Raw genomic sequence first — 18,466 nt, forward strand, 5'->3', positions numbered from 1 at the left:
GCTGTCGTCATGACAGCTGCGCCTGACGACCAACTGGCCTCGGCAATCGCGGCGTTCCGGGAGGCCGAATCGCTCAAACACCAGCTCAGGACTGCCCAGTTGCACGCCGAGGAGTCCGCCGCCCGCGCCGAAACAGCCGGGCGCCGGCTGGAATCGGAGGCTCGCGATGTCCAGAAGCTGGAATCGTTGTCGCTGACCAAGATCTGGGCGCACCTCAAAGGTTCCCACCAGGACGACATGGTCCGCGAAACCGCCGAACGTCAGTCCGCCGAGTACGACTACCGCACTCAACGGGCCCGCGCCGAGGCCGATCAACAGCACGTCGAGTATCTGAGCGGACGCCTCGCGGCGCTCGGCGATGTCGAGTTCGGATTGGAGCGTGCCTTGAACGCCAAGGAACGCTGGCTTCAGGGCAACGGTGGCCCGGACGCAGCCAGACTCCTCGAAATCGCGGAAACACGAGGGCAATTGACGGCCGAACTGCGCGAGCTCAAGCAGGCGAGTTCCGCAGGCCAGCGGGCGTTGAAAGACCTGCGCACCGCCGCTGAACGGCTCGACAGTGCCAGGTCCTGGTCGGCGTACGACACCTGGTTTGACGGTGGCGTGATCGCCAGCATCGTCAAAGAGGACAGACTCGACAGCGTGTCGGAGTCGCTACGCTCGGCCGATACTCATCTCAAGCAGTTCAGCACCGAGCTCGCCGATGTCCACATGGAGGGCGCCCGTCTCGTCGAACTCGGCTCTTTCACTCGGGTTTTCGATGTGTGGTTCGACAACTTCTTCACCGATTTCGCGGTGCGCGATCGCATCATTCAAGCCCAGGACAAGGTCGATCAGGCCATCACGGGTGTCAAACGGGTTCTCAGCGAACTCGACCGGCGCACTCGGGCCCGCACCGTCGAGTTGAACCGAATCACCGCCGAACGCGCGGACCTCCTCGCGTAACCCCTGCACCACCGACGATCGTCCACATGGACCCTCAACTCATGCGGTTGTTCGATGGGCAGAGCGGAGTGGCCACCAGCGGGCAGATACTCTCCTGCCTCACGCGTCATGCGCTGATTGCCCTAGCCGACGGGCGCGCGGAGTCGCCGATGGAGAGCGAGGGGCGGTTGGTAATGCTCGACGGTGGCCTTCCGGTGCTCGAATTGCAGTACGGGGTCGTCGACGGCAACGGGCAGGTGCGCCGGTTGGACTTCGCCTGGCCACATGACAACGTCGCAGTCGAGTGCGACAGCCTGGACTGGCATGGCAATCCCGACGCGTTGCGTGACGACCGCAGGCGTACCGCGGCGTTGATGGACGTCGGGTGGACCGTTATCTCGATCGTGTTCGAGGATGTCCGCGAACCACAAGGCGAGATGGTGGCCAGGATCAATGGGCGGTTGAGTCACGCTCGCGCGGCGTGAGCGTGCGCAAAATGCGCGCGAAGCGCGGCGTGTCGGGCGGCAAACACGCACGCTCGCGGAACAAGATCACGGCCCGATATTGCGCGCTGGGCGGGTGCGCAGGTCGTGCACGTACGTATCGGGTGCCCCGGCGATCTCCGCGGCGTCGGCCATCACCCCCAGGTAGCGGGCCGAGGGCAGGCCGCCCTCCCAGGCGTCGACCACATACAGCCAGGCCAGCACCGGGTCGGTGTTGGTGTCCGACGACAACCGGTCCACGCGGCAGCGGATCTTCTTGTGGAACCCGAGTTCGGAGCCCTCCCACCGATCGAGCGAATGCTCATCGGCCGGCGTCATGTCGTAGAGCACGACGAAAACCTTCGAAAGGGGGTCCTGAACGACGGTGGCCAACGCGCCTTCCCAGCCGATGTCCTCACCGCCGAACGTCAACCGCCAACCATGCAGCCACCCGGTACCCGCCATCGGCGAGTGCGGAGCCCGCTCGAGCATTTGCTCCGGGTGCATATTCGATCCATACGCGGCGTACAGCGGCACGGTAAGACAGCTTAATCGGCGAAGTTGGTTAGGTTGGTCCAGTGGCTACCCGCATCGTGATCATCGGCGGCGGACCCGCCGGCTATGAGGCGGCCCTTGTCGCCGCTGCCCGCGGCCCAGAGGTCGCCCATGTGAGCATCGTCGACTGCGACGGCATCGGCGGTGCCTGCGTGCTGTGGGACTGCGTGCCGTCCAAGACGTTCATCGCCTCCACAGGTGTGCGCACCGAGCTGCGGCGTGCTCCCAACCTGGGGTATTCGCTGGATTTCGAGCAGGCCAAGATCTCCCTTCCGCAGATCAACGAGCGGGTGAAGAACCTGGCCACGGCGCAGTCCGGCGACATCGCGGAGCGGCTGCGCAACGAAGGCATCGAGTTGATCGCAGGTCGCGGCGAGCTGATCGACGATGTTCCCGGCATGGCCCAGCACCGCGTCAAGATCACCGGTCCCGACGGCGCGGTCAGTCAGCTGACCGCCGATGTGGTGTTGATCTCCACCGGCGCCAGCCCGCGCGTGCTGCCCAACGCCGCACCCGACGGGGAACGCATCCTCAACTGGCGTCAGCTCTACGACCTCGAAGCACTGCCCGAACATCTTGTGGTGGTGGGGTCGGGTGTCACCGGCGCCGAGTTCGTCAACGCCTACACCGAGCTCGGGGTGACGGTGACGGTCGTGGCCAGCCGCGACCAGATCCTGCCCCACGAGGACTCCGACGCCGCCGCCGTGCTGGAGGAGGTGTTCTCCGAACGCGGCGTCACCCTGGTCAAGAACGCCCGCGCCGAGTCGGTCACCCGCACCGAGCACGGGGTTCGCGTCACCATGGCCGATGGCCGCGTCGTCGACGGCAGTCATGCCCTGATGACGGTCGGATCGGTTCCCAACACGGGTGGTCTCGGTCTGGAACGCGTCGGTATCGAACTCGGGCAGGGCAACTACCTCAAGGTCGACCGGGTGTCGCGAACCTCGGTACCGGGCATCTATGCGGCAGGTGACTGCACCGGACTGCTGCCGCTGGCCTCGGTGGCAGCCATGCAGGGACGCATCGCGATGTATCACGCCCTGGGCGAGGCAGTGGCACCGATCCGGCTGCGAACCGTCGCCGCGGCAGTGTTCACCCGCCCCGAGATCGCCGCGGTCGGCGTCCCGCAGGCCGCTATCGACGACGGGTCCGTGCCGGCCCGCACCCTTACCTTGCCGCTCAACACGAATGCCCGGGCCAAGATGTCCAGCCTGAGCCGCGGTTTCGTCAAGATCTTCTGCCGCCCGGCCACCGGTGTGGTGATCGGCGGGGTTGTGGTGGCGCCGATCGCCTCCGAGCTGATCCTGGCCATCGCCCTGGCCGTCCAGAACGGCATTCCGGTCGATGAGCTGGCCCAGACGTTTTCGGTGTACCCATCGCTGTCCGGATCGATCACCGAGGCCGCGCGCCAGTTGATGAAACACGACGACCTGGACTAGAGAATCGGGCGGATCCCACGCCGCCCACGTAGCCTGGGGATCGTGACTGACCCGATCTCAGCACCGGGCGACGGGCAAACCTTCCTCGGACCGCAGCACAGGGCGCAAGCCTGGCAACGACTCGCACACGAACAATTCGACGTAGTGGTCATCGGCGGTGGCGTGGTGGGAGCCGGCGCGGCGTTGGACGCCGCGACTCGTGGGCTCACCGTGGCACTCGTCGAGGCGCGCGATTTCGCTTCCGGCACATCCAGTCGCAGCTCCAAGATGTTCCATGGCGGGCTGCGGTATCTGGAGCAGCTGGAATTCGGCTTGGTACGCGAAGCCCTCCACGAGCGGGAACTGAGCCTCACCACGCTGGCACCGCATCTGGTCAAACCGTTGCCGTTTCTGTTTCCGCTGACCAACCGTTGGTGGGAGCGGCCGTACATGGCGGCGGGGATCTTCCTCTACGACCAACTGGGTGGGGCGAAATCCGTTCCCGCACAAAAGCATTTGACGAAATCCGGTGCACTGCGGTTGGCGCCCGGGCTCAAGCGCAGCTCGCTGATCGGTGGTATCCGCTACTACGACACCGTGGTTGACGACGCCCGTCACACGATGACCGTGGCCCGCACCGCGGCCCACTACGGCGCGGTCGTGCGCTCCTCCAGTCAGGTGGTGTCGTTGCTGCGCGAGGGCGATCGCGTCGTGGGGGTGACCCTGCGGGATTCCGAAGACGGAGCCACCACCGACGTGCGCGGCCATGTCGTGGTCAACGCCACCGGGGTGTGGACCGACGAGATCCAGGCGCTGTCCAAGGAGCGCGGCCGGTTCCGGGTGCGTGCGTCCAAGGGCGTGCACATCGTGGTGCCGCGCGACCGGATCGTCAGTGAGGTGGCCATCATCCTGCGCACCGAGAAGTCGGTGCTGTTCGTGATTCCGTGGGGTACGCACTGGATCATCGGGACCACCGACACGGACTGGAATCTCGACCTCGCGCATCCCGCCGCGACGAAGGCCGACATCGATTACATCCTCGGACACGTCAATACAGTGCTGGCGACCCCGTTGACCCACGACGATATCGACGGTGTCTACGCCGGTTTGCGTCCGCTGCTTGCCGGTGAGAGCGAAGAGACCTCCAAGCTGTCGCGGGAGCACGCCGTCGCGGTGGCCTCTCCCGGACTCGTGGCGATCGCCGGCGGGAAGTACACCACCTACCGGGTGATGGCGGCCGACGCGATCGATGCTGCCGCAGAGTTCATCCCGGCCCGGGTGGCGCCGTCGATCACCGAGAAGGTCCCGCTGATGGGTGCCGACGGGTACTTCGCCCTGATCAATCAGACCGAATACGTCGGCAAGCAATACGGGCTGCACCCGTACCGCGTCCGGCACCTGCTGGACCGCTACGGGTCGCTGATCGGTGAGGTGCTCAAGATGGCGGAGGGCAACCCTGAACTGCTGGCACCGGTCACCGCTGCGCCGGTTTACCTGAAGGTCGAGGCCTACTACGCCGCCGCGGCCGAAGGCGCACTGCACCTGGAAGACATCCTGGCCCGCCGGATGCGGATTGCCATCGAATACCCGCACCGCGGAGTCGATTGCGCCCGTGAGGTCGCTGAAGTGGTTGCGCCCGTGCTCGGATGGACCGCCGAGGACGTCGACCGTGAGGTCGCCACCTACATCGCGAGGGTGGAGGCCGAGGTGCTGTCGCAGACCCAGCCCGACGACGAGTCCGCGGATGCCCTGCGCCAGGCCGCGCCGGAGGCCCGCGCCGAGATCCTCGAACCCGTGCCCCTGAATTGACGCGCAGGCGCTCATCGCCGCCACTCCCGGTCCGTGACGGCATCGGCCCGGCGCGACTGCGGTTGTTGGGCGGCCGGGTGTGCGACGAGCTGCAGGAACGGTTCGGCATCGGCGCCAAAGTGCTTGCCGGAGAGGTGGTTCTACCCGACGGAACGCCTGTCGATTCGACGACGGTGCTGCCCGCGGGTGCGCACGTCTACTTCTACCGCGACCTCGCCGATGAGGTGGTAGTGCCGTTCGACATCCCGGTGCTGTACCGCGACGACGACATCGTCGTCGTCGACAAGCCCCACTTCCTGGCCACGATGCCCCGCGGCGGGCACGTCGCCCAGACCGCGCTGGTGCGGTTGCGCCGTGAACTGGACGTGCCGGAACTGAGCCCCGCGCATCGACTAGACCGGCTGACCGCGGGTGTGCTGTTGTTCACCGTGCGCCGTGAGGTCCGTGGCCGTTATCAGCGGCTGTTCGCCGAGGGCGGGGTGCGCAAGACGTATCTGGCGCGCGCTGCCGGCGCCGCCACGGTGCCGTTGCCCGCCACGTTGTGCAGCCGGATCATCAAGCACCGCGGGCAGTTACAGGCCTTCGAGGAACCCGGTGAGCCCAACGCGGAGACTTTTGTCGAAGTGTTCGAGGAGGGCGTGTACAGGCTCACGCCTCGCACCGGGCGGACCCATCAGCTGCGGGTACACATGGCTTCCATCGGGCTGCCGATCATGGGTGATTCCCTGTACCCCAACGTGATCGACGTAGCTCCCGATGATTTCGACCATCCGCTGCAACTGCTGGCGCAGCGGCTGGAGTTCACCGACCCGATCACCGGTGCGGACCGCGAATTCGTGAGTGCCCGGACATTGGGCTGAAGCGTTGCGTGAGCGGACCGTGGTGATGGTCTACTGACGGGGTGAACCGTGAGACCTTTGACCATCTGTTCGACATGACCGACCGCACCGTGATCGTCACGGGTGGCACCCGCGGCATCGGGTTGGCTCTCGCCGAGGGCTTTACGCTGGCCGGCGCGCGGGTGGTGGTCGCCAGCCGTAAGCCCGAGGCCTGCGACCGGGCGGCCGAGCATCTGCGCGGGCTCGGGGGACAGGCGATCGGAGTTCCCGCGCACAGCGGGAACGTCGACGACTTGGGTGCGCTGGTGGAGCGCACGGTCGCCGAGTTCGGCGGGATCGACGTGGTGGTCAACAACGCCGCCAACGCACTGGCCCAACCGCTGGGGCAGATGACGCCGGAAGCCTGGGCCAAGTCCTATGAGGTGAACCTGCGCGGACCGGTGTTCCTGGTGCAGCACGCCTTGCCGCATCTGAAGGCCAGCGCGAAGGCGGCGGTGCTGAACATGGTGTCGGTCGGCGCGTTCAACTTCGCCCCCGCTCTGTCGATCTATGCCTCGGGCAAGGCCGCGCTGATGTCGGTGACCCGGTCGATGGCGGCCGAGTTCGCGCCGCTGGGCATCAGGGTGAACGCACTGGCGCCGGGGCCCGTCGATACCGACATGATGCGCAACAACCCGCAGGAGGCCATCGATCTGATGAAGGGCGGGACCTTGATGAAGCGGCTGGCCACGCCCGACGAGATGGTCGGCGCGGCCCTGCTCATGTGTTCGGACGCCGGCAGCTACATGACCGGGCAGGTGATCATCGTCGACGGTGGCGGCACAGCGCGATGACGATGCTGATGGACGACTTCACCCGTCCCGTCGAGCTCGCCGGGACGGACAGCATGCGGGTGCGGCGTTCTCGCGCGCACCAGACGCTGACGCTGTCGCCCGCCGGGATCACGTTGGTGCGCAACGACAAGGTCATCGCCGAGGTCGCTTGGCAGCGAGTTCTCTGGCTGCGGCCCGTCCCGATGCTGCCGCGGTGGTCGACGCGCAAGGAATGGTCCATAGGGGGAGCAGAGCTTCCCATCTATCCGGCCGAATTTGACCAGCAGTGGACCACCGGGACCATCGGACGTTGGTTAGCGCACTATCGCCCGGATCTCGAACTGCCGGACGCCGAGGCAGCTCGGCCGATGCCACTGGGGATCCCGCGACGGCAGTATCCCTGGGTGCTCGGCCCGGCTGTGCTGATCGGCCTCGTGGCCCTAGTCATGCTCAGGGCGTCGATCTGGACGTTGCTCGCTACCACCGTCGTCGTTGCTGTGATTCTGCTCGCTGTCACCTCGCCCCGCCGGACCCGGATAGGGGGCGGAGTCGCGATTGCCTTCGCGATGCTCCCACTGGTGATCAGCGCGGTTTTTTGGCTGTTGGAGTTGTGAACTGAGCCGGGATGGACCCGCTCAGGTTTCCGGTGCCGACGGACAGGATCTGACTGCGGTTCTCGACGTGCAGCGCGGTCTCCAGACAGCCGGCGTCGAGGTTGGCCCAGAGCACCTGTTTGGTGGACTCCAGGCCGAATTTGCCATAGCTGCAGAGGGTTTCGGCAATCTCAAGAGCTGCACCGAGCAGATCCGCGGTGTCGTCGACGACGCGGGTGACCAGACCGAGCCGCAGCGCCTCGGCCGCCTCGACCGCCCGCGCGGTGAGGATCAGGTCGAACGCCGGGCCCGCGCCGATGATCCTGGGCAGGGTGTAGCTGACGCCGATGTCGCAGCCGCCGATGCCCAGCTTGATGAACTGCGTGCAGAACTTCGCGGCCGGGCCGGCGATGCGGATGTCGCTGGCTGCGGCCAGGGCGAAGCCGCCACCGTAGGCCGCGCCGTTGACGGCGGCGATGACGGGTTGGCGCAGCCGGTGCAGCTTGACCGTGAGGTTCGCGATGCGTTCCTGCCAGCGCATGCCCGAGCGGGGAAACTCGGTGCCCCCACCCGCCTCGGGCGGATTGGGATTGCTCAGATCCAGGCCCGCGCAGAAGCCGCGGCCCGCGCCGGTGAGCACGACGACGCGGCACTCGTTGTTGCCTGCGATCGTGTCGAGCGTGGCGTGCAGGGCCTCGACCAATTCGTACGACAACGCGTTGAGCTTGTCGGGCCGATTGAGCGTGATGACGGCGATGTCGGGACGCGGGTAGGCGAGGTCGAGAGACATGAGCCGGACCCTAGCCGGTGCTGTGCCACCCGTTGACGCCAACGGCGATCATTCGCAGTTGTTTGACCGCGGTGCGGTGGATGGCCTCGATGGACTGTGCGTCCGTCGCGTCTTCGAGAGCCTCGGCCGTCGAGATCATCGCATTGACGAACAGGTTGGCAAGGATGTTGAGATCCTCACTACTCCAGTCCTTGAGGCCCGGGAAACGGGCCAGGTCGATCGCGAGTTCCGAGGTGATCAACCGGATCTCGGTGCGGATCGCGTAGCGCAGTACCGAGACGCCGCTGGAGCGTTCGCGCGAGATGAACCGCCAGTGTTCGCGGCGCTCGTTGACACTCCCGGTCAGGATCTCGGCCGAGGATTCGATGACGTGGTGGGGGTCGAGCTTGCCGGCGCGGGCGCCACGCAGCATGTCGCGCAGGGACCGGAACGACTCGTCGATGAGGACGAGGCCGAGCGCATCCATCGAGTCGAAGTGCCGGTAGAACGCGGCGGGCACGATGCCCGCCTCCCGGGTGACCTCCCGCAGGGACAGTCCGCTGAAGCTGCGGTCTTCCAGCAGGGTGAGCGCGGCCGTGATGATCGCGCGCCGGGTGGCCTCTTTGCGTTCTTCCCTGGACAGCGTCTCGCGCGAGCGCGACGCCGAGTCCGGCCGTCGTGTTCGTGACGTGGGTGTTCGTGAATTGGGCGTACGTCTGTTCACTGATGTGAACCCTACCACTTCCTGCATTTTTATCGTTGACAGAGTCAGGTGTGCACGCGCACTGTGTACACATGTTCACTCAAACATTGACTGAAGGCGTTGGCCGGCGACTGCTGGCCGGCCCCCGAATGAGTGCGCTCGCGAACCTGCTTACCGGTCCCCACGGAGTTGACCGCTACACCGAGCTGGTCGAACCGACCTGGACCCGCGGCGACGCCCGCGCCAAGGTGATCGCAGTGCGGCGGCAGACGCCGCGCAGCGTCACGCTGACCCTCGAACCCAACGCCGCCTTCTCCGGCTTTCGGGCGGGGCAGCACATCAACCTCTCCGTCGAGATCAACGGCCGACGCCGCACCCGGTGTTACTCGCCGGCCAGCGCCGAAGGTGCAGGTCGCCTGGAGCTGACCATCGGCCGCCACGACGGCGGCCTGGTCTCGACCTACCTCTGCGACCACGCGTACCCGGGAATGGTGCTGGGGCTCGATTCCGTCGGCGGAGATTTCGTTCTCCCGGCGGTATTGCCGAAGCGCATCCTGTTCGTCTCGGGCGGCAGCGGAATCACTCCGGTGATGTCCATGCTGCGGACCCTCCGCGCACAGGGGTTCACCGGGGAGATTGCGTTCGTGCACTACGCGCGCGGCGCTGAGGAGGCCTGCTACCGCTCGGAGCTCGCGGCGATGGGCCGAGCCGGTGTGCGGGTGCTGCACGGATACACCCGCGGTGGCGACGGTGCCGGGATCATTGGTGATCTCGACGGGTATTTCGGCCCGGCGCACCTGGCCGCCGCCTTTCCCGATGGCGAGCCCGATGCGGTGTTCGTCTGCGGTCCGCCGGCGCTCGTCGACGCCGTCCGCATGCACTGCCCCGATGCGCGCTCGGAAAGTTTCGTTCCGCCCGTGTTCAGCATCTCCGGCGAATCCGCCGGTGGGACAGTCACATTCACCGGCAGTTCCGTCACGGTGACCGACGACGGTCAAACCCTGCTGGCGCAGGCCGAAGCGGCGGGGCTGACTCCCGAAAGCGGATGCCGCATGGGTATCTGCCACAGCTGCACGCGGCCCAAGAGCCGCGGAGCAGTGCGCAACCTGATCACCGGCGCGGTATCCAGCGCCGACAGCGAAAACATCCAGATCTGCGTCACCGCCCCCGTCGGTGACGTCGACATCGACCTCTGACTCTCACTCTGAAAGGCACTGTCATGCCCGAGCTGAAGAAGTACACCCTGACCCCCGACCAGTTCGAGGAGTTCGGCCGCGAACTCGACGTCATCCGTGAACGTGCCATCGACGATCTCGGTGAGCGCGACGCCACGTACATCCGCGACATCATCAAGCTGCAGCGCAAGCTTGAGATCGGCGGCCGTGCCTTGCTGTTCCTGCCGCCGGCCTGGCCGGTCGGAACCGTGATGCTCGGGCTGTCGAAGATCCTCGACAACATGGAGATCGGCCACAACGTCATGCACGGCCAGTACGACTGGATGGGCGATCCGGCGTTGCGCGGCCAGAACTTCGAATGGGATTCGGCGTGCCCGTCCAATCAGTGGCGGCATTCGCACAACTACATGCATCACACGTACACCAACATCGTCGATATGGACCGCGACATCGGTTACGGCGTCCTGCGCATGAGCGAGGACCAGAAGTGGAGCCCGTACTACCTGGGCAATCCGTTGTACGCATTCCTGCTGATGGTGTTCTTCCAGTACGGCGTGGCGCTGCACGAGCTCGAGACCGAGCGCATCCGCACCGGCGAGATCAAGCTGCGGGACAAGAAGGACATGCTGCGCGAGATGTGGGCCAAGGTGCGCAAGCAGACCGTGAAGGACTACGTGGCCTTCCCGCTGCTGGCCGGCCCGTTCGCGCCATTCGTGTTCGCGGGCAACATGACCGCCAACCTGATGCGCAACGTGTGGTCCTACACCATCATCTTCTGTGGTCATTTCCCGGAGGGCACCCATGAGTTCACCATCGAGGAGACCGAGAACGAGTCCCGAGGGCAGTGGTACTTCCGCCAGCTGCTCGGCTCGGCGAACCTGAGTGGCGGCAAGTGGTTCCACATCTTCAGCGGCAACCTGTCCTTCCAGATCGAACACCACCTGTTCCCCGACATTCCGGCACATCGCTACTCCGAGATCTCCGGTGAGGTGAAGGAGATCTGCCAGCGTTACGGCCTGCCGTACAACTCGGGCCCGATCCACAAGCAGTTCGCTTCGGTGGTGCGCAAGATCGTGCGGCTGGCATTCCCCTGGGGCGGCAAGCCCAAGGATCCTGAGCCGGCCGTCGAGGTGGCTGAGGTCAAAGAGTCTGCACCGGAAGCGGACTCGCAGCCGATCTGTGAACCGGAGCTCGTCAACTGCTGACCGACAGGCTGCACTGCAGCAGCACCGTGTCCAGCCACCGTCCGTGCTTGTAGCCGACTGCACGCAGTCGTCCGGCCTCGACGAATCCGTGCTTGCGGTGCAGGGCAAGGGATGCCGCCGCCTCGTCGGTGTCGACCACCACGGCGATGACCTCACGGATACCCGCTGCGGCGCAGCCTTCCAGAAGTCCTTGCAGCAGTAGAGTTCCGATTCCGCGGCCGGCGGTGTGTGGTGCGAGGTAGATCGAGTTCTCCACGGTGTGCCGATAGGCCGGCCGCAGCTTCCACGGTGAGCAGTAGGCGTAGCCGACGATCTGCCCCTCGAGTATCGCGGTGAGGAAGGGCAATTCACGTTCGCGGACCGTCGCCAGTCGGCGGTCCCATTCCTCGTGTGCCGGCGGAGTCAGCTCGAAGGTGGCCACGCCGGTCTCGACGTGATGGGCATAAATGGCGCTGATCGCGTCGAGGTCACCCGATGAGGTGACGCGGACGACGACGTTGGTCATGGTGTCACCCTAAGGGGCGGGGTTCTGGCACGCTCTGGGCATCGGCGATGTCGTCACCAGCCCGTGCTGTCAGCGTGGCGTTGCAGCGTCAAACTCAGAATGGTGGTGGCGGTCCGTATTCTTCGGCGATCCAGGCTTGGAAGTCGCGTTCGAATGCGAGGTCGCCGTTGAGTTCGGCGCGGAGCCGTCGTTCTTCGGCGATGCGGTCTTGGCGGTCTTGTTCGCGGGTTTGGCGGCGGGTCGGCATCTTCGCGCACCGGTTCGTCTCTGGCGCTTGCGGCTCGGGCTCGGGGAGGTCCAGGTTCCCGGTGGGTTGGGCCAGGGTGGGGAACATCGCGGCGCCGTGGGGTTCGGTGAGATACGTGTGTCCGGTGGGTGAGCTGAATTCGATGGTGCCGTCAGGAAATTGGCGGTCGGTCCAGCCGGGGCAGAACGTTTTGACCAAATGGTGTGCGCGGCAATATAATTTGGTGTTTGACGGGTGTGTCGGGCCCAGGGGGTAGGGCACCGTGTGGTCGATATCGGAAACCACCGCCGGGGCGTCACAGCCGGGGAAGCGGCAGGTGAGATCGCGGAACCGGATGAACTCCGACAATGCTGCTGACGGGCGGTACTGCGGCTCAGCCGCGCCGGCGTCAGCGTTCTCGGTGTGGGCCGTCTGCGCAGTGTTCTCGGTGTGTGTGTCGGTGCCGGTGTGTGTGCCGGTGTCAGTGGCGGGCACCACGACCGGTTTGTGTTTGGCGTTGGCGGCCAGGTTGCGCACCGTCTCGGCGGGCAGGATCCCGTAGCCGGGCAGATAGCCCGGATCATCGGAGGTGCCGTCTAGGGTCGATTCGGTGGCCAACACATGGACCATTGCGGCGGTGGCGGCGGCCCGCTGCTGGCTGGCCGGGCAGTCCGGTAACCCGCACCGGCATTGCAGTTGGGACTGCAGGCGGGCCAGCGGACCGATCGCATCAGCGCGGCGCTGGGCATGGGTGCGCGGATCATGCTCACACACGGTGTCGGCCAACGCGTCCAGCCGCTGATCCAGGGCGGCCCCGTCGGTGACGTCCACATTGGCCCACACCGTGGCCTTGCCCGGGCTGCCCACCTCGACCTGAACAAACCGTTCCTCGGCCACATTGGGTGGCACCCGTACCCCGTTGGGGTCGAGTTTGGCGATCCACTGATCGATCCGGTCGCGGAGTTGGTTTTCGGACAGGCGCATCCATCGGTGTGCGCGGGTGGCCAGTTCCTCATCGAGCCCCGCCCACACCGAGGGGTCCACGATGCCGGTGCGGGCGATGATCATCTGCACCACCCGGTAGTCGATGTCCCCGGTGGCGAAGCGGGCTGCGACCAGGGGCAGTTTGTCGCGCAGGACGCGGGCGTGGTGGATCTGGGTGCCGGCCCGGTGTCGGCTGATCCGCAGGGCAGCCGAGATTTCGGCGGCCACCTCGGCGAAGGGGTCGGTGGTCCAAAAGATCGATTCGGCCAGTTCGTGTGCGCGGCGGGTGTCGAGTTCCCCGATCGCCGCCAACCGGCCCGCGATCGCCGCCGATTCGGCCCGCGCCCCGACACTGACCCGGTCGATCAGGTCAGCAGCAGAATCGGCGTCGAACACATGTTCGATTATGTCACACGCCCCGGACACGCACGCGGTTATCTATCAGGACATCGGTGACACTTCTGCCCCGAGGCTCAGCTGGAATCCCACCGCCCTGCCGGGCGTTGACGCACACGTGAGCCAACCTCTCCGCGATCTGTTCAGCCCGTTCACCATCGGATCGCTGACGGTCCCGAATCGCTTCGCGATGGCGCCGATGACCAGAGCGGCGTCACCCGGCGGGGTGCCCGGGGCCGACGTGGCGGCCTATTACGCCCGTCGCGCAGCCGGCGGTGTCGGCCTGATCATCACCGAGGGGGTGCGGCTGGCCGATCCGGCCGCGGGTTGGCCGTTCAGCATTCCGACGCTGGCCGGCGACGAGGTACTCGCCGGCTGGCGGGCCGTCACCGATGCGGTGCACGCGCAAGGCGCCGTGATCGCCGCGCAACTGTGGCATCAGGGCGCCGAGCGGGCTGACAGTGACGGGCTGGTCCCCGTCAGTCCGTCGGGAGTCAACAGTGTCGGGGTGGTGAAAGGCCGGGCGCTGCGAACCGATGAATTGGCCGGGGTTGCAGCGCAGTTCGCCGAGGCCGCCGGCAATGCCAAGGCTGCCGGATTCGATGCGGTCGAACTGCATGGCGCCCACGGTTATCTGCTCGACGAATTCCTTTGGGAGAAAACAAATCTGCGCACCGATTCCTATGGCGGGTCGCTGGCGGCTCGGACCCGCTTCCCAGTCGAGGTCGTTGCGGCGGTGCGCGATGCGGTCGGCTCCGGGTTTCCGATCATCTACCGCTTCTCGCAGTGGAAGGCCAATGCTTACGACGCGCAACTGGTCGGGAGCCCGGCTGAGTTGGAACAGGTGCTCGCTCCGCTGGTAGGCGCCGGCGTCGACGTGTTGCATCCGTCGACTCGCCGCGTATATGTACCCGCGTTCCCGGGTTCGGATCTGAGCCTGGCCGGATGGACCAAGAAGGTTGCCGGTGTGCCGGTGATCGGGGTCGGCTCGGTTGGGCTGGCCACCGAGTTCCAACCCGGAAAACGAGGCGGTGACCCGATCGAACCGGCCCCGATCGACCGGTTGCTGGCGCAGTTCGAGGCGGACGAGTTCGACATCGTGGCGATCGGCCGGGCCTTGCTTGCCGATCCGGGCTGGGTGAACCGGTTGCGTGACGACACGCTGGGCGGCTTCGCCGGCTACCACGCCGAAACTGCGCTGGCCAGGCTCTACTGAAATAGGCTGGGAACAGGCCGCTACGCCCCAACGTTAGGAAGAGCGTGAGTACGCAGGACATCACCACAGAACAGTTCGACGACATCGTCAACGGCAACGAAATCGTGCTTGTTGATTTCTGGGCGTCGTGGTGCGGACCGTGCCGGGCGTTCGCGCCGACATTCAAGGCCGCTTCCGAGAACCACCCCGATGTTGTCTTCGCCAAGGTGGATACCGAGGCCGAGCAGGGGCTGGCTGCCGCAGCCGAGATCCGGTCGATTCCCACCCTGATGGCCTTCAAGAAGGGCAAGTTGGTCTTCAACCAGGCCGGAGTGCTGCCGCCGGCGGCGCTCGAGGATCTGGTTCAGAAGATCAAAGAGTTCGACATCGACGCGGCCATGAAAGAGCAGGCTGCTGCGGACGACGCACAGCAAGTGTGATCACCGGCACGCGATAGCGTGCTGTCCGTGACTGCGCAGAACGAATTCGTACTGGTCGACCGCCCCCAGCCGGGCGTGGCCCTGGTGACCCTCAATCGGCCTGAGCGGATGAACTCCATGGCGTTCGACGTCATGGTGCCGCTCAAGGCCATTCTGGAAGAGCTGCGCTACGACAACAGCGTGCGCGTGGTGGTGCTGACCGGCGCCGGTCGGGGATTCTCGTCCGGAGCCGACCACAAGTCGGCCGGGTCGGTGCCGCACGGCGCCGGTCTGACCAGACCGACGTACGCGCTGCGGTCGATGGAGATCCTCGACGATGTGATTCTCGCCCTACGACGGCTGCATCAGCCGGTGATCGCCGCCGTCAACGGCGCGGCCATCGGAGGCGGCCTCTGCCTGGCCCTGGCCTGTGACATCCGGGTGGCAGCCAAGGGCGCCTACTTCCGCGCCGCGGGGATCAACAACGGGCTTACCGCCAGTGAGCTGGGATTGTCCTACCTGCTGCCACGCGCCATCGGCTCGTCGCGTGCCTTTGAGATCATGTTGACCGGTCGTGACGTCGATGCTCAGGAGGCTGCGCGCATCGGTCTGGTGTCCAGCGTGGTGGCCGAGGAAGCACTTCTGGAGACCTGTTACGGCATGGCCGAAGGGATGGCGGCATTCTCCCGGCCGGGTATCGAGTTGACCAAGCGCACACTTTGGAGTGGACTGGACGCCGCTAGCCTGGAGGGGCACATGCAGGCCGAGGGCCTGGGACAACTCTTCGTGCGCCTGCTCACCGCAAACTTTGAGGAAGCGGTTGCCGCGCGCGCGGAGAAGCGGCCCGCAGCTTTTACTGACGACAAATAGGAGGACTGCAGCGTGATCACCGCAACGGACCTGGAGGTCCGCGCCGGAGCGCGCACGCTGCTGTCCTTCGAGGGCTCGGCACTGCGGGTGCAGCCCGGTGACCGGATCGGACTTGTCGGGCGTAACGGCGCAGGCAAGACCACCACGATGCGAATTCTGGCAGGCGAGGGTGAGCCGTACGCCGGAGCTGTCACCACGACCGGTGAAATCGGTTACCTGCCACAGGATCCCAAAGAAGGGGATCTCGATGTCCTGGCCCGCGACCGGGTGCTGTCGGCCCGCGGTCTCGACACGCTGCTGGCGGACCTCGAGAAGCAGCAGGTCTTGATGGCCGAGGTTGCCGACGACGCAGCCCGGGACAAGGCGGTCCGCAAGTACGGTCAGCTCGAGGAGCGGTTCTCGGCTCTGGGCGGGTACGCCGCCGAGAGCGAGGCCGGCCGGATCTGTGCGAGCCTCGGCCTGCCCGATCGGGTGCTGACACAGCCGCTCCGCACCCTCTCAGGTGGTCAGCGCCGGCGCGTCGAACTGGCCCGCATCCTGTTCGCGGCCAGCGACACCGGTTCGGGATCTGACACCACATTGCTGCTCGACGAGCCCACCAACCACCTCGACGCGGACTCGATCGGCTGGCTGCGGGACTACCTGCACAGCCATACCGGTGGACTAGTCGTCATCAGCCACGATGTCGAGCTGCTCGACGAGGTCGTCAACCGGGTCTGGTTCCTGGACGCGGTACGCGGTGAGGCCGACGTCTACAACATGGGCTGGAAGAAGTACCTCGACGCCCGCGCCACCGATGAGCAGCGTCGCCGCCGTGAACGCGCCAATGCCGAGAAGAAGGCCGGTGCATTGCGGGCCCAGGCCGCCAAGATGGGCGCCAAGGCCACCAAAGCTGTTGCGGCCCAGAACATGTTGCGCCGCGCCGAGCGGATGATCGCTGAGCTGGACGCCGAGCGTGTGTCCGACAAGGTCGCCAAGATCAGGTTCCCGACTCCGGATCCGTGCGGGAAGACCCCCTTGGTGGTCAAGGGCCTGACCAAGACCTATGGCTCGCTGGAGATTTTCACCGGCGTCGACCTGGCCATCGACCGAGGCTCACGGGTGGTGGTGCTCGGGCTCAACGGTGCGGGCAAGACGACCCTGCTCCGCCTGCTGGCCGGCACAGAAACCGCCGACGCCGGTGCCCTGGAACCCGGTCACGGGCTGAAGATGGGGTACTTCGCCCAGGAGCACGACACGCTCGACGACCATGCGTCGGTGTGGGAGAACATCCGCCACGCCGCCCCGGATACCGGCGAACAGGATCTGCGCGGTCTGCTGGGTGCGTTCATGTTCACCGGACCGCAGCTCGATCAGCCGGCCGGCACGCTGTCCGGCGGCGAGAAGACCCGCCTGGCGCTGGCCGGGCTGGTCGCCTCCAAGGCCAATGTGCTGTTGCTCGACGAGCCCACCAACAACCTCGACCCGGCATCCCGTGAGCAGGTGCTCGAAGCGCTGCGCAGTTACCAGGGTGCCGTCGTGTTGGTGACCCACGATCCGGGTGCCGCCGAGGCGCTGAATCCGCAACGGGTGGTGCTGCTGCCGGACGGTACCGAGGACTTCTGGTCCAACGAGTACCGGGATCTCATCGAGCTCGCCTGACGGCGAATTCTCAAGAACCACCGCACTTTCGAAGACGTCAATATAAGACGTTGGACAAATCGGCACATGGGTGTGTGCGTGGTTTCTAGTGTGGGTACCCGTCGGGACATCACAAGCGGGGAGATGTCGATGAGGGATATGAACAAGAATCGCGGCGAGCTGCTGGCAGAGCTTCGCAAGGCATACGAGGGGGGTGCGAGTATCCGCTCGCTCGTCGCCAAGACCGGACGTTCGTACGGCTCGATCCACAGCCTGCTGCGTGAGTCCGGAACGACCATGCGCAGCCGCGGCGGGCCCAATCACCGCACCCGGGCCAGGGCGTGACACGCACAACCGCTGCGCGGTAGCGGGATTCAGCTATCGGTTGGTGTCGGTTGCCGGACGCTGTCCTCGACCAGATCGAGCACCGCGGTGAGGTTCTTCGGGTCCTCGCCGGAGGCGATCCGGGCGACCAGACCGTCGAGCACGAGGTCCAGGTAGATGTGCAGGACCGCACTCGGCACGTCGTCGCGTAGTCGACCGGCCTGCTTCTGGCGACGCAGACGCTCGGTGATGGCCGCATCCAACTCGGCTGACCGTTCGGCCCAACCTTGGTGAAAAGCCGGATCGTTACGCAACTTTCGGGCGATCTCCAGCCGCGTGGCCAGCCAGTCGAACTGCTCGGGTGCGGCCAGCATGTTCCGCATCACCTGAATCAACCCTTCGCGGGCGGCCACTTCGGCCATCCGCTCGGCGTCCTCGCGAGCCAGTTCGAAGAACAAGGTGTCCTTGTCCTTGAAGTGGTGAAAGATTGCGCCGCGCGACAGCCCGATGGTTTCTTCGAGCCGTCGCACGGTCGCACTCTCGTATCCGTACTGACCGAAGCAGCGCCGGGCGCCGTCAAGAATCTGACGGCGCCGGGCTGCGAGGTGGTCGTCCGTCACCCGGGGCACTTAACCCACACTCC

At 66.0% G+C, this 18,466-nt stretch carries 19 protein-coding genes and 1 pseudogene; 14 read left to right on the plus strand and 6 right to left on the minus strand.

What is annotated here, in order from left to right; translation table 11 throughout:
* The first annotated feature begins 9 nt into the window (after positions 1-9).
* The gene (locus ACZYZF_RS11715) at positions 10-945 is read left to right on the plus strand and encodes a hypothetical protein (RefSeq protein ID WP_463835776.1); all 936 of its coding nucleotides are present in this window, start codon (positions 10-12) and stop codon (positions 943-945) included.
* A 113-nt stretch (positions 946-1,058) separates the two neighbouring features.
* A pseudogene (locus ACZYZF_RS11720) lies at positions 1,059-1,409 on the plus strand (hypothetical protein); the annotation flags it as partial.
* A gap of 66 nt (positions 1,410-1,475) precedes the next feature.
* Here the strand turns inward: ACZYZF_RS11720 and ACZYZF_RS11725 are convergent.
* Positions 1,476-1,943: a gamma-glutamylcyclotransferase gene (locus tag ACZYZF_RS11725; RefSeq protein ID WP_463744743.1), complete on the minus strand. Its 468-nt coding sequence runs from the start codon at positions 1,941-1,943 to the stop codon at positions 1,476-1,478.
* A gap of 41 nt (positions 1,944-1,984) precedes the next feature.
* Between ACZYZF_RS11725 and ACZYZF_RS11730 the strand changes: the two genes are divergently transcribed.
* The 5 genes from ACZYZF_RS11730 to ACZYZF_RS11750 are packed head-to-tail and all read left to right on the plus strand — an operon-like array spanning position 1,985 to position 7,453.
* Positions 1,985-3,400, plus strand: a complete 1,416-nt coding sequence (locus tag ACZYZF_RS11730; protein WP_463835777.1) for an NAD(P)H-quinone dehydrogenase — start codon at positions 1,985-1,987, stop codon at positions 3,398-3,400.
* Positions 3,401-3,442: 42 nt separating this feature from the next.
* Positions 3,443-5,188: a glycerol-3-phosphate dehydrogenase/oxidase gene (locus ACZYZF_RS11735; protein WP_463744741.1), complete on the plus strand. Its 1,746-nt coding sequence runs from the start codon at positions 3,443-3,445 to the stop codon at positions 5,186-5,188.
* Positions 5,185-6,048, plus strand: coding sequence for a pseudouridine synthase (locus ACZYZF_RS11740; RefSeq protein WP_463835779.1), 864 nt, complete (start codon positions 5,185-5,187; stop codon positions 6,046-6,048). The genes ACZYZF_RS11735 and ACZYZF_RS11740 overlap by 4 nt, the downstream gene beginning before the upstream one ends.
* Positions 6,049-6,089: 41 nt before the next feature.
* Entirely contained in the window at positions 6,090-6,860 is a 771-nt protein-coding gene (locus ACZYZF_RS11745; protein ID WP_463744739.1) for an SDR family NAD(P)-dependent oxidoreductase, read from the plus strand.
* A 2-nt stretch (positions 6,861-6,862) separates the two neighbouring features.
* Positions 6,863-7,453 (plus strand): hypothetical protein, encoded by a 591-nt coding sequence (locus tag ACZYZF_RS11750; protein WP_463835780.1) that lies wholly within the window; start codon positions 6,863-6,865, stop codon positions 7,451-7,453.
* On the opposite strand, the gene ACZYZF_RS11755 is transcribed toward ACZYZF_RS11750, so the two are convergent.
* Positions 7,422-8,222, minus strand: coding sequence for an enoyl-CoA hydratase/isomerase family protein (locus tag ACZYZF_RS11755; protein WP_463744737.1), 801 nt, complete (start codon positions 8,220-8,222; stop codon positions 7,422-7,424). The two genes, ACZYZF_RS11750 and ACZYZF_RS11755, sit on opposite strands and share 32 nt — an antisense overlap.
* Before the next feature lie 10 nt (positions 8,223-8,232).
* Entirely contained in the window at positions 8,233-8,952 is a 720-nt protein-coding gene (locus ACZYZF_RS11760; protein WP_463744736.1) for a TetR family transcriptional regulator, read from the minus strand.
* Positions 8,953-8,996: 44 nt separating this feature from the next.
* Between ACZYZF_RS11760 and ACZYZF_RS11765 the strand changes: the two genes are divergently transcribed.
* Both ACZYZF_RS11765 and ACZYZF_RS11770 read left to right on the plus strand, forming a co-directional pair.
* Complete coding sequence (locus tag ACZYZF_RS11765) at positions 8,997-10,100, plus strand: ferredoxin reductase (RefSeq protein WP_463835781.1); 1,104 nt, start codon at positions 8,997-8,999, stop codon at positions 10,098-10,100.
* A 23-nt stretch (positions 10,101-10,123) separates the two neighbouring features.
* Positions 10,124-11,284, plus strand: a complete 1,161-nt coding sequence (locus tag ACZYZF_RS11770; protein WP_463744734.1) for a fatty acid desaturase family protein — start codon at positions 10,124-10,126, stop codon at positions 11,282-11,284.
* On the opposite strand, the gene ACZYZF_RS11775 is transcribed toward ACZYZF_RS11770, so the two are convergent.
* Together ACZYZF_RS11775 and ACZYZF_RS11780 are read right to left on the minus strand one after the other, a co-directional pair.
* Positions 11,274-11,789 (minus strand): N-acetyltransferase family protein, encoded by a 516-nt coding sequence (locus tag ACZYZF_RS11775; RefSeq protein WP_463744733.1) that lies wholly within the window; start codon positions 11,787-11,789, stop codon positions 11,274-11,276. The two genes, ACZYZF_RS11770 and ACZYZF_RS11775, sit on opposite strands and share 11 nt — an antisense overlap.
* A 94-nt stretch (positions 11,790-11,883) precedes the next feature.
* A complete protein-coding gene (locus tag ACZYZF_RS11780; RefSeq protein ID WP_463835782.1) occupies positions 11,884-13,395 on the minus strand; it encodes an HNH endonuclease signature motif containing protein in 1,512 nt (503 codons plus the stop codon).
* Positions 13,396-13,513: 118 nt separating this feature from the next.
* Between ACZYZF_RS11780 and ACZYZF_RS11785 the strand changes: the two genes are divergently transcribed.
* The 5 genes from ACZYZF_RS11785 (at position 13,514) to ACZYZF_RS11805 (ending at position 17,844) form a co-directional block, all read left to right on the plus strand.
* Positions 13,514-14,611: an oxidoreductase gene (locus ACZYZF_RS11785; RefSeq protein WP_463835783.1), complete on the plus strand. Its 1,098-nt coding sequence runs from the start codon at positions 13,514-13,516 to the stop codon at positions 14,609-14,611.
* Positions 14,612-14,655: 44 nt separating this feature from the next.
* On the plus strand, positions 14,656-15,030 hold the full coding sequence (gene trxA / locus ACZYZF_RS11790; protein WP_463745829.1) for a thioredoxin: 375 nt from the start codon (positions 14,656-14,658) through the stop codon (positions 15,028-15,030).
* An 18-nt stretch (positions 15,031-15,048) separates the two neighbouring features.
* On the plus strand, positions 15,049-15,879 hold the full coding sequence (locus tag ACZYZF_RS11795; RefSeq protein ID WP_463835785.1) for an enoyl-CoA hydratase: 831 nt from the start codon (positions 15,049-15,051) through the stop codon (positions 15,877-15,879).
* 12 nt (positions 15,880-15,891) lie between these two features.
* Entirely contained in the window at positions 15,892-17,520 is a 1,629-nt protein-coding gene (locus ACZYZF_RS11800) for an ABC-F family ATP-binding cassette domain-containing protein (protein ID WP_463745831.1), read from the plus strand.
* A gap of 129 nt (positions 17,521-17,649) precedes the next feature.
* Complete coding sequence (locus ACZYZF_RS11805) at positions 17,650-17,844, plus strand: helix-turn-helix domain-containing protein (protein ID WP_463745832.1); 195 nt, start codon at positions 17,650-17,652, stop codon at positions 17,842-17,844.
* Positions 17,845-17,873: 29 nt separating this feature from the next.
* Here the strand turns inward: ACZYZF_RS11805 and ACZYZF_RS11810 are convergent, their stop codons facing one another.
* Positions 17,874-18,452, minus strand: a complete 579-nt coding sequence (locus tag ACZYZF_RS11810) for a TetR/AcrR family transcriptional regulator (RefSeq protein ID WP_463745833.1) — start codon at positions 18,450-18,452, stop codon at positions 17,874-17,876.
* Positions 18,453-18,466 lie beyond the last annotated feature (14 nt).

It is taken from the genome of Mycobacterium sp. IDUB_24 (assembly GCF_055419385.1).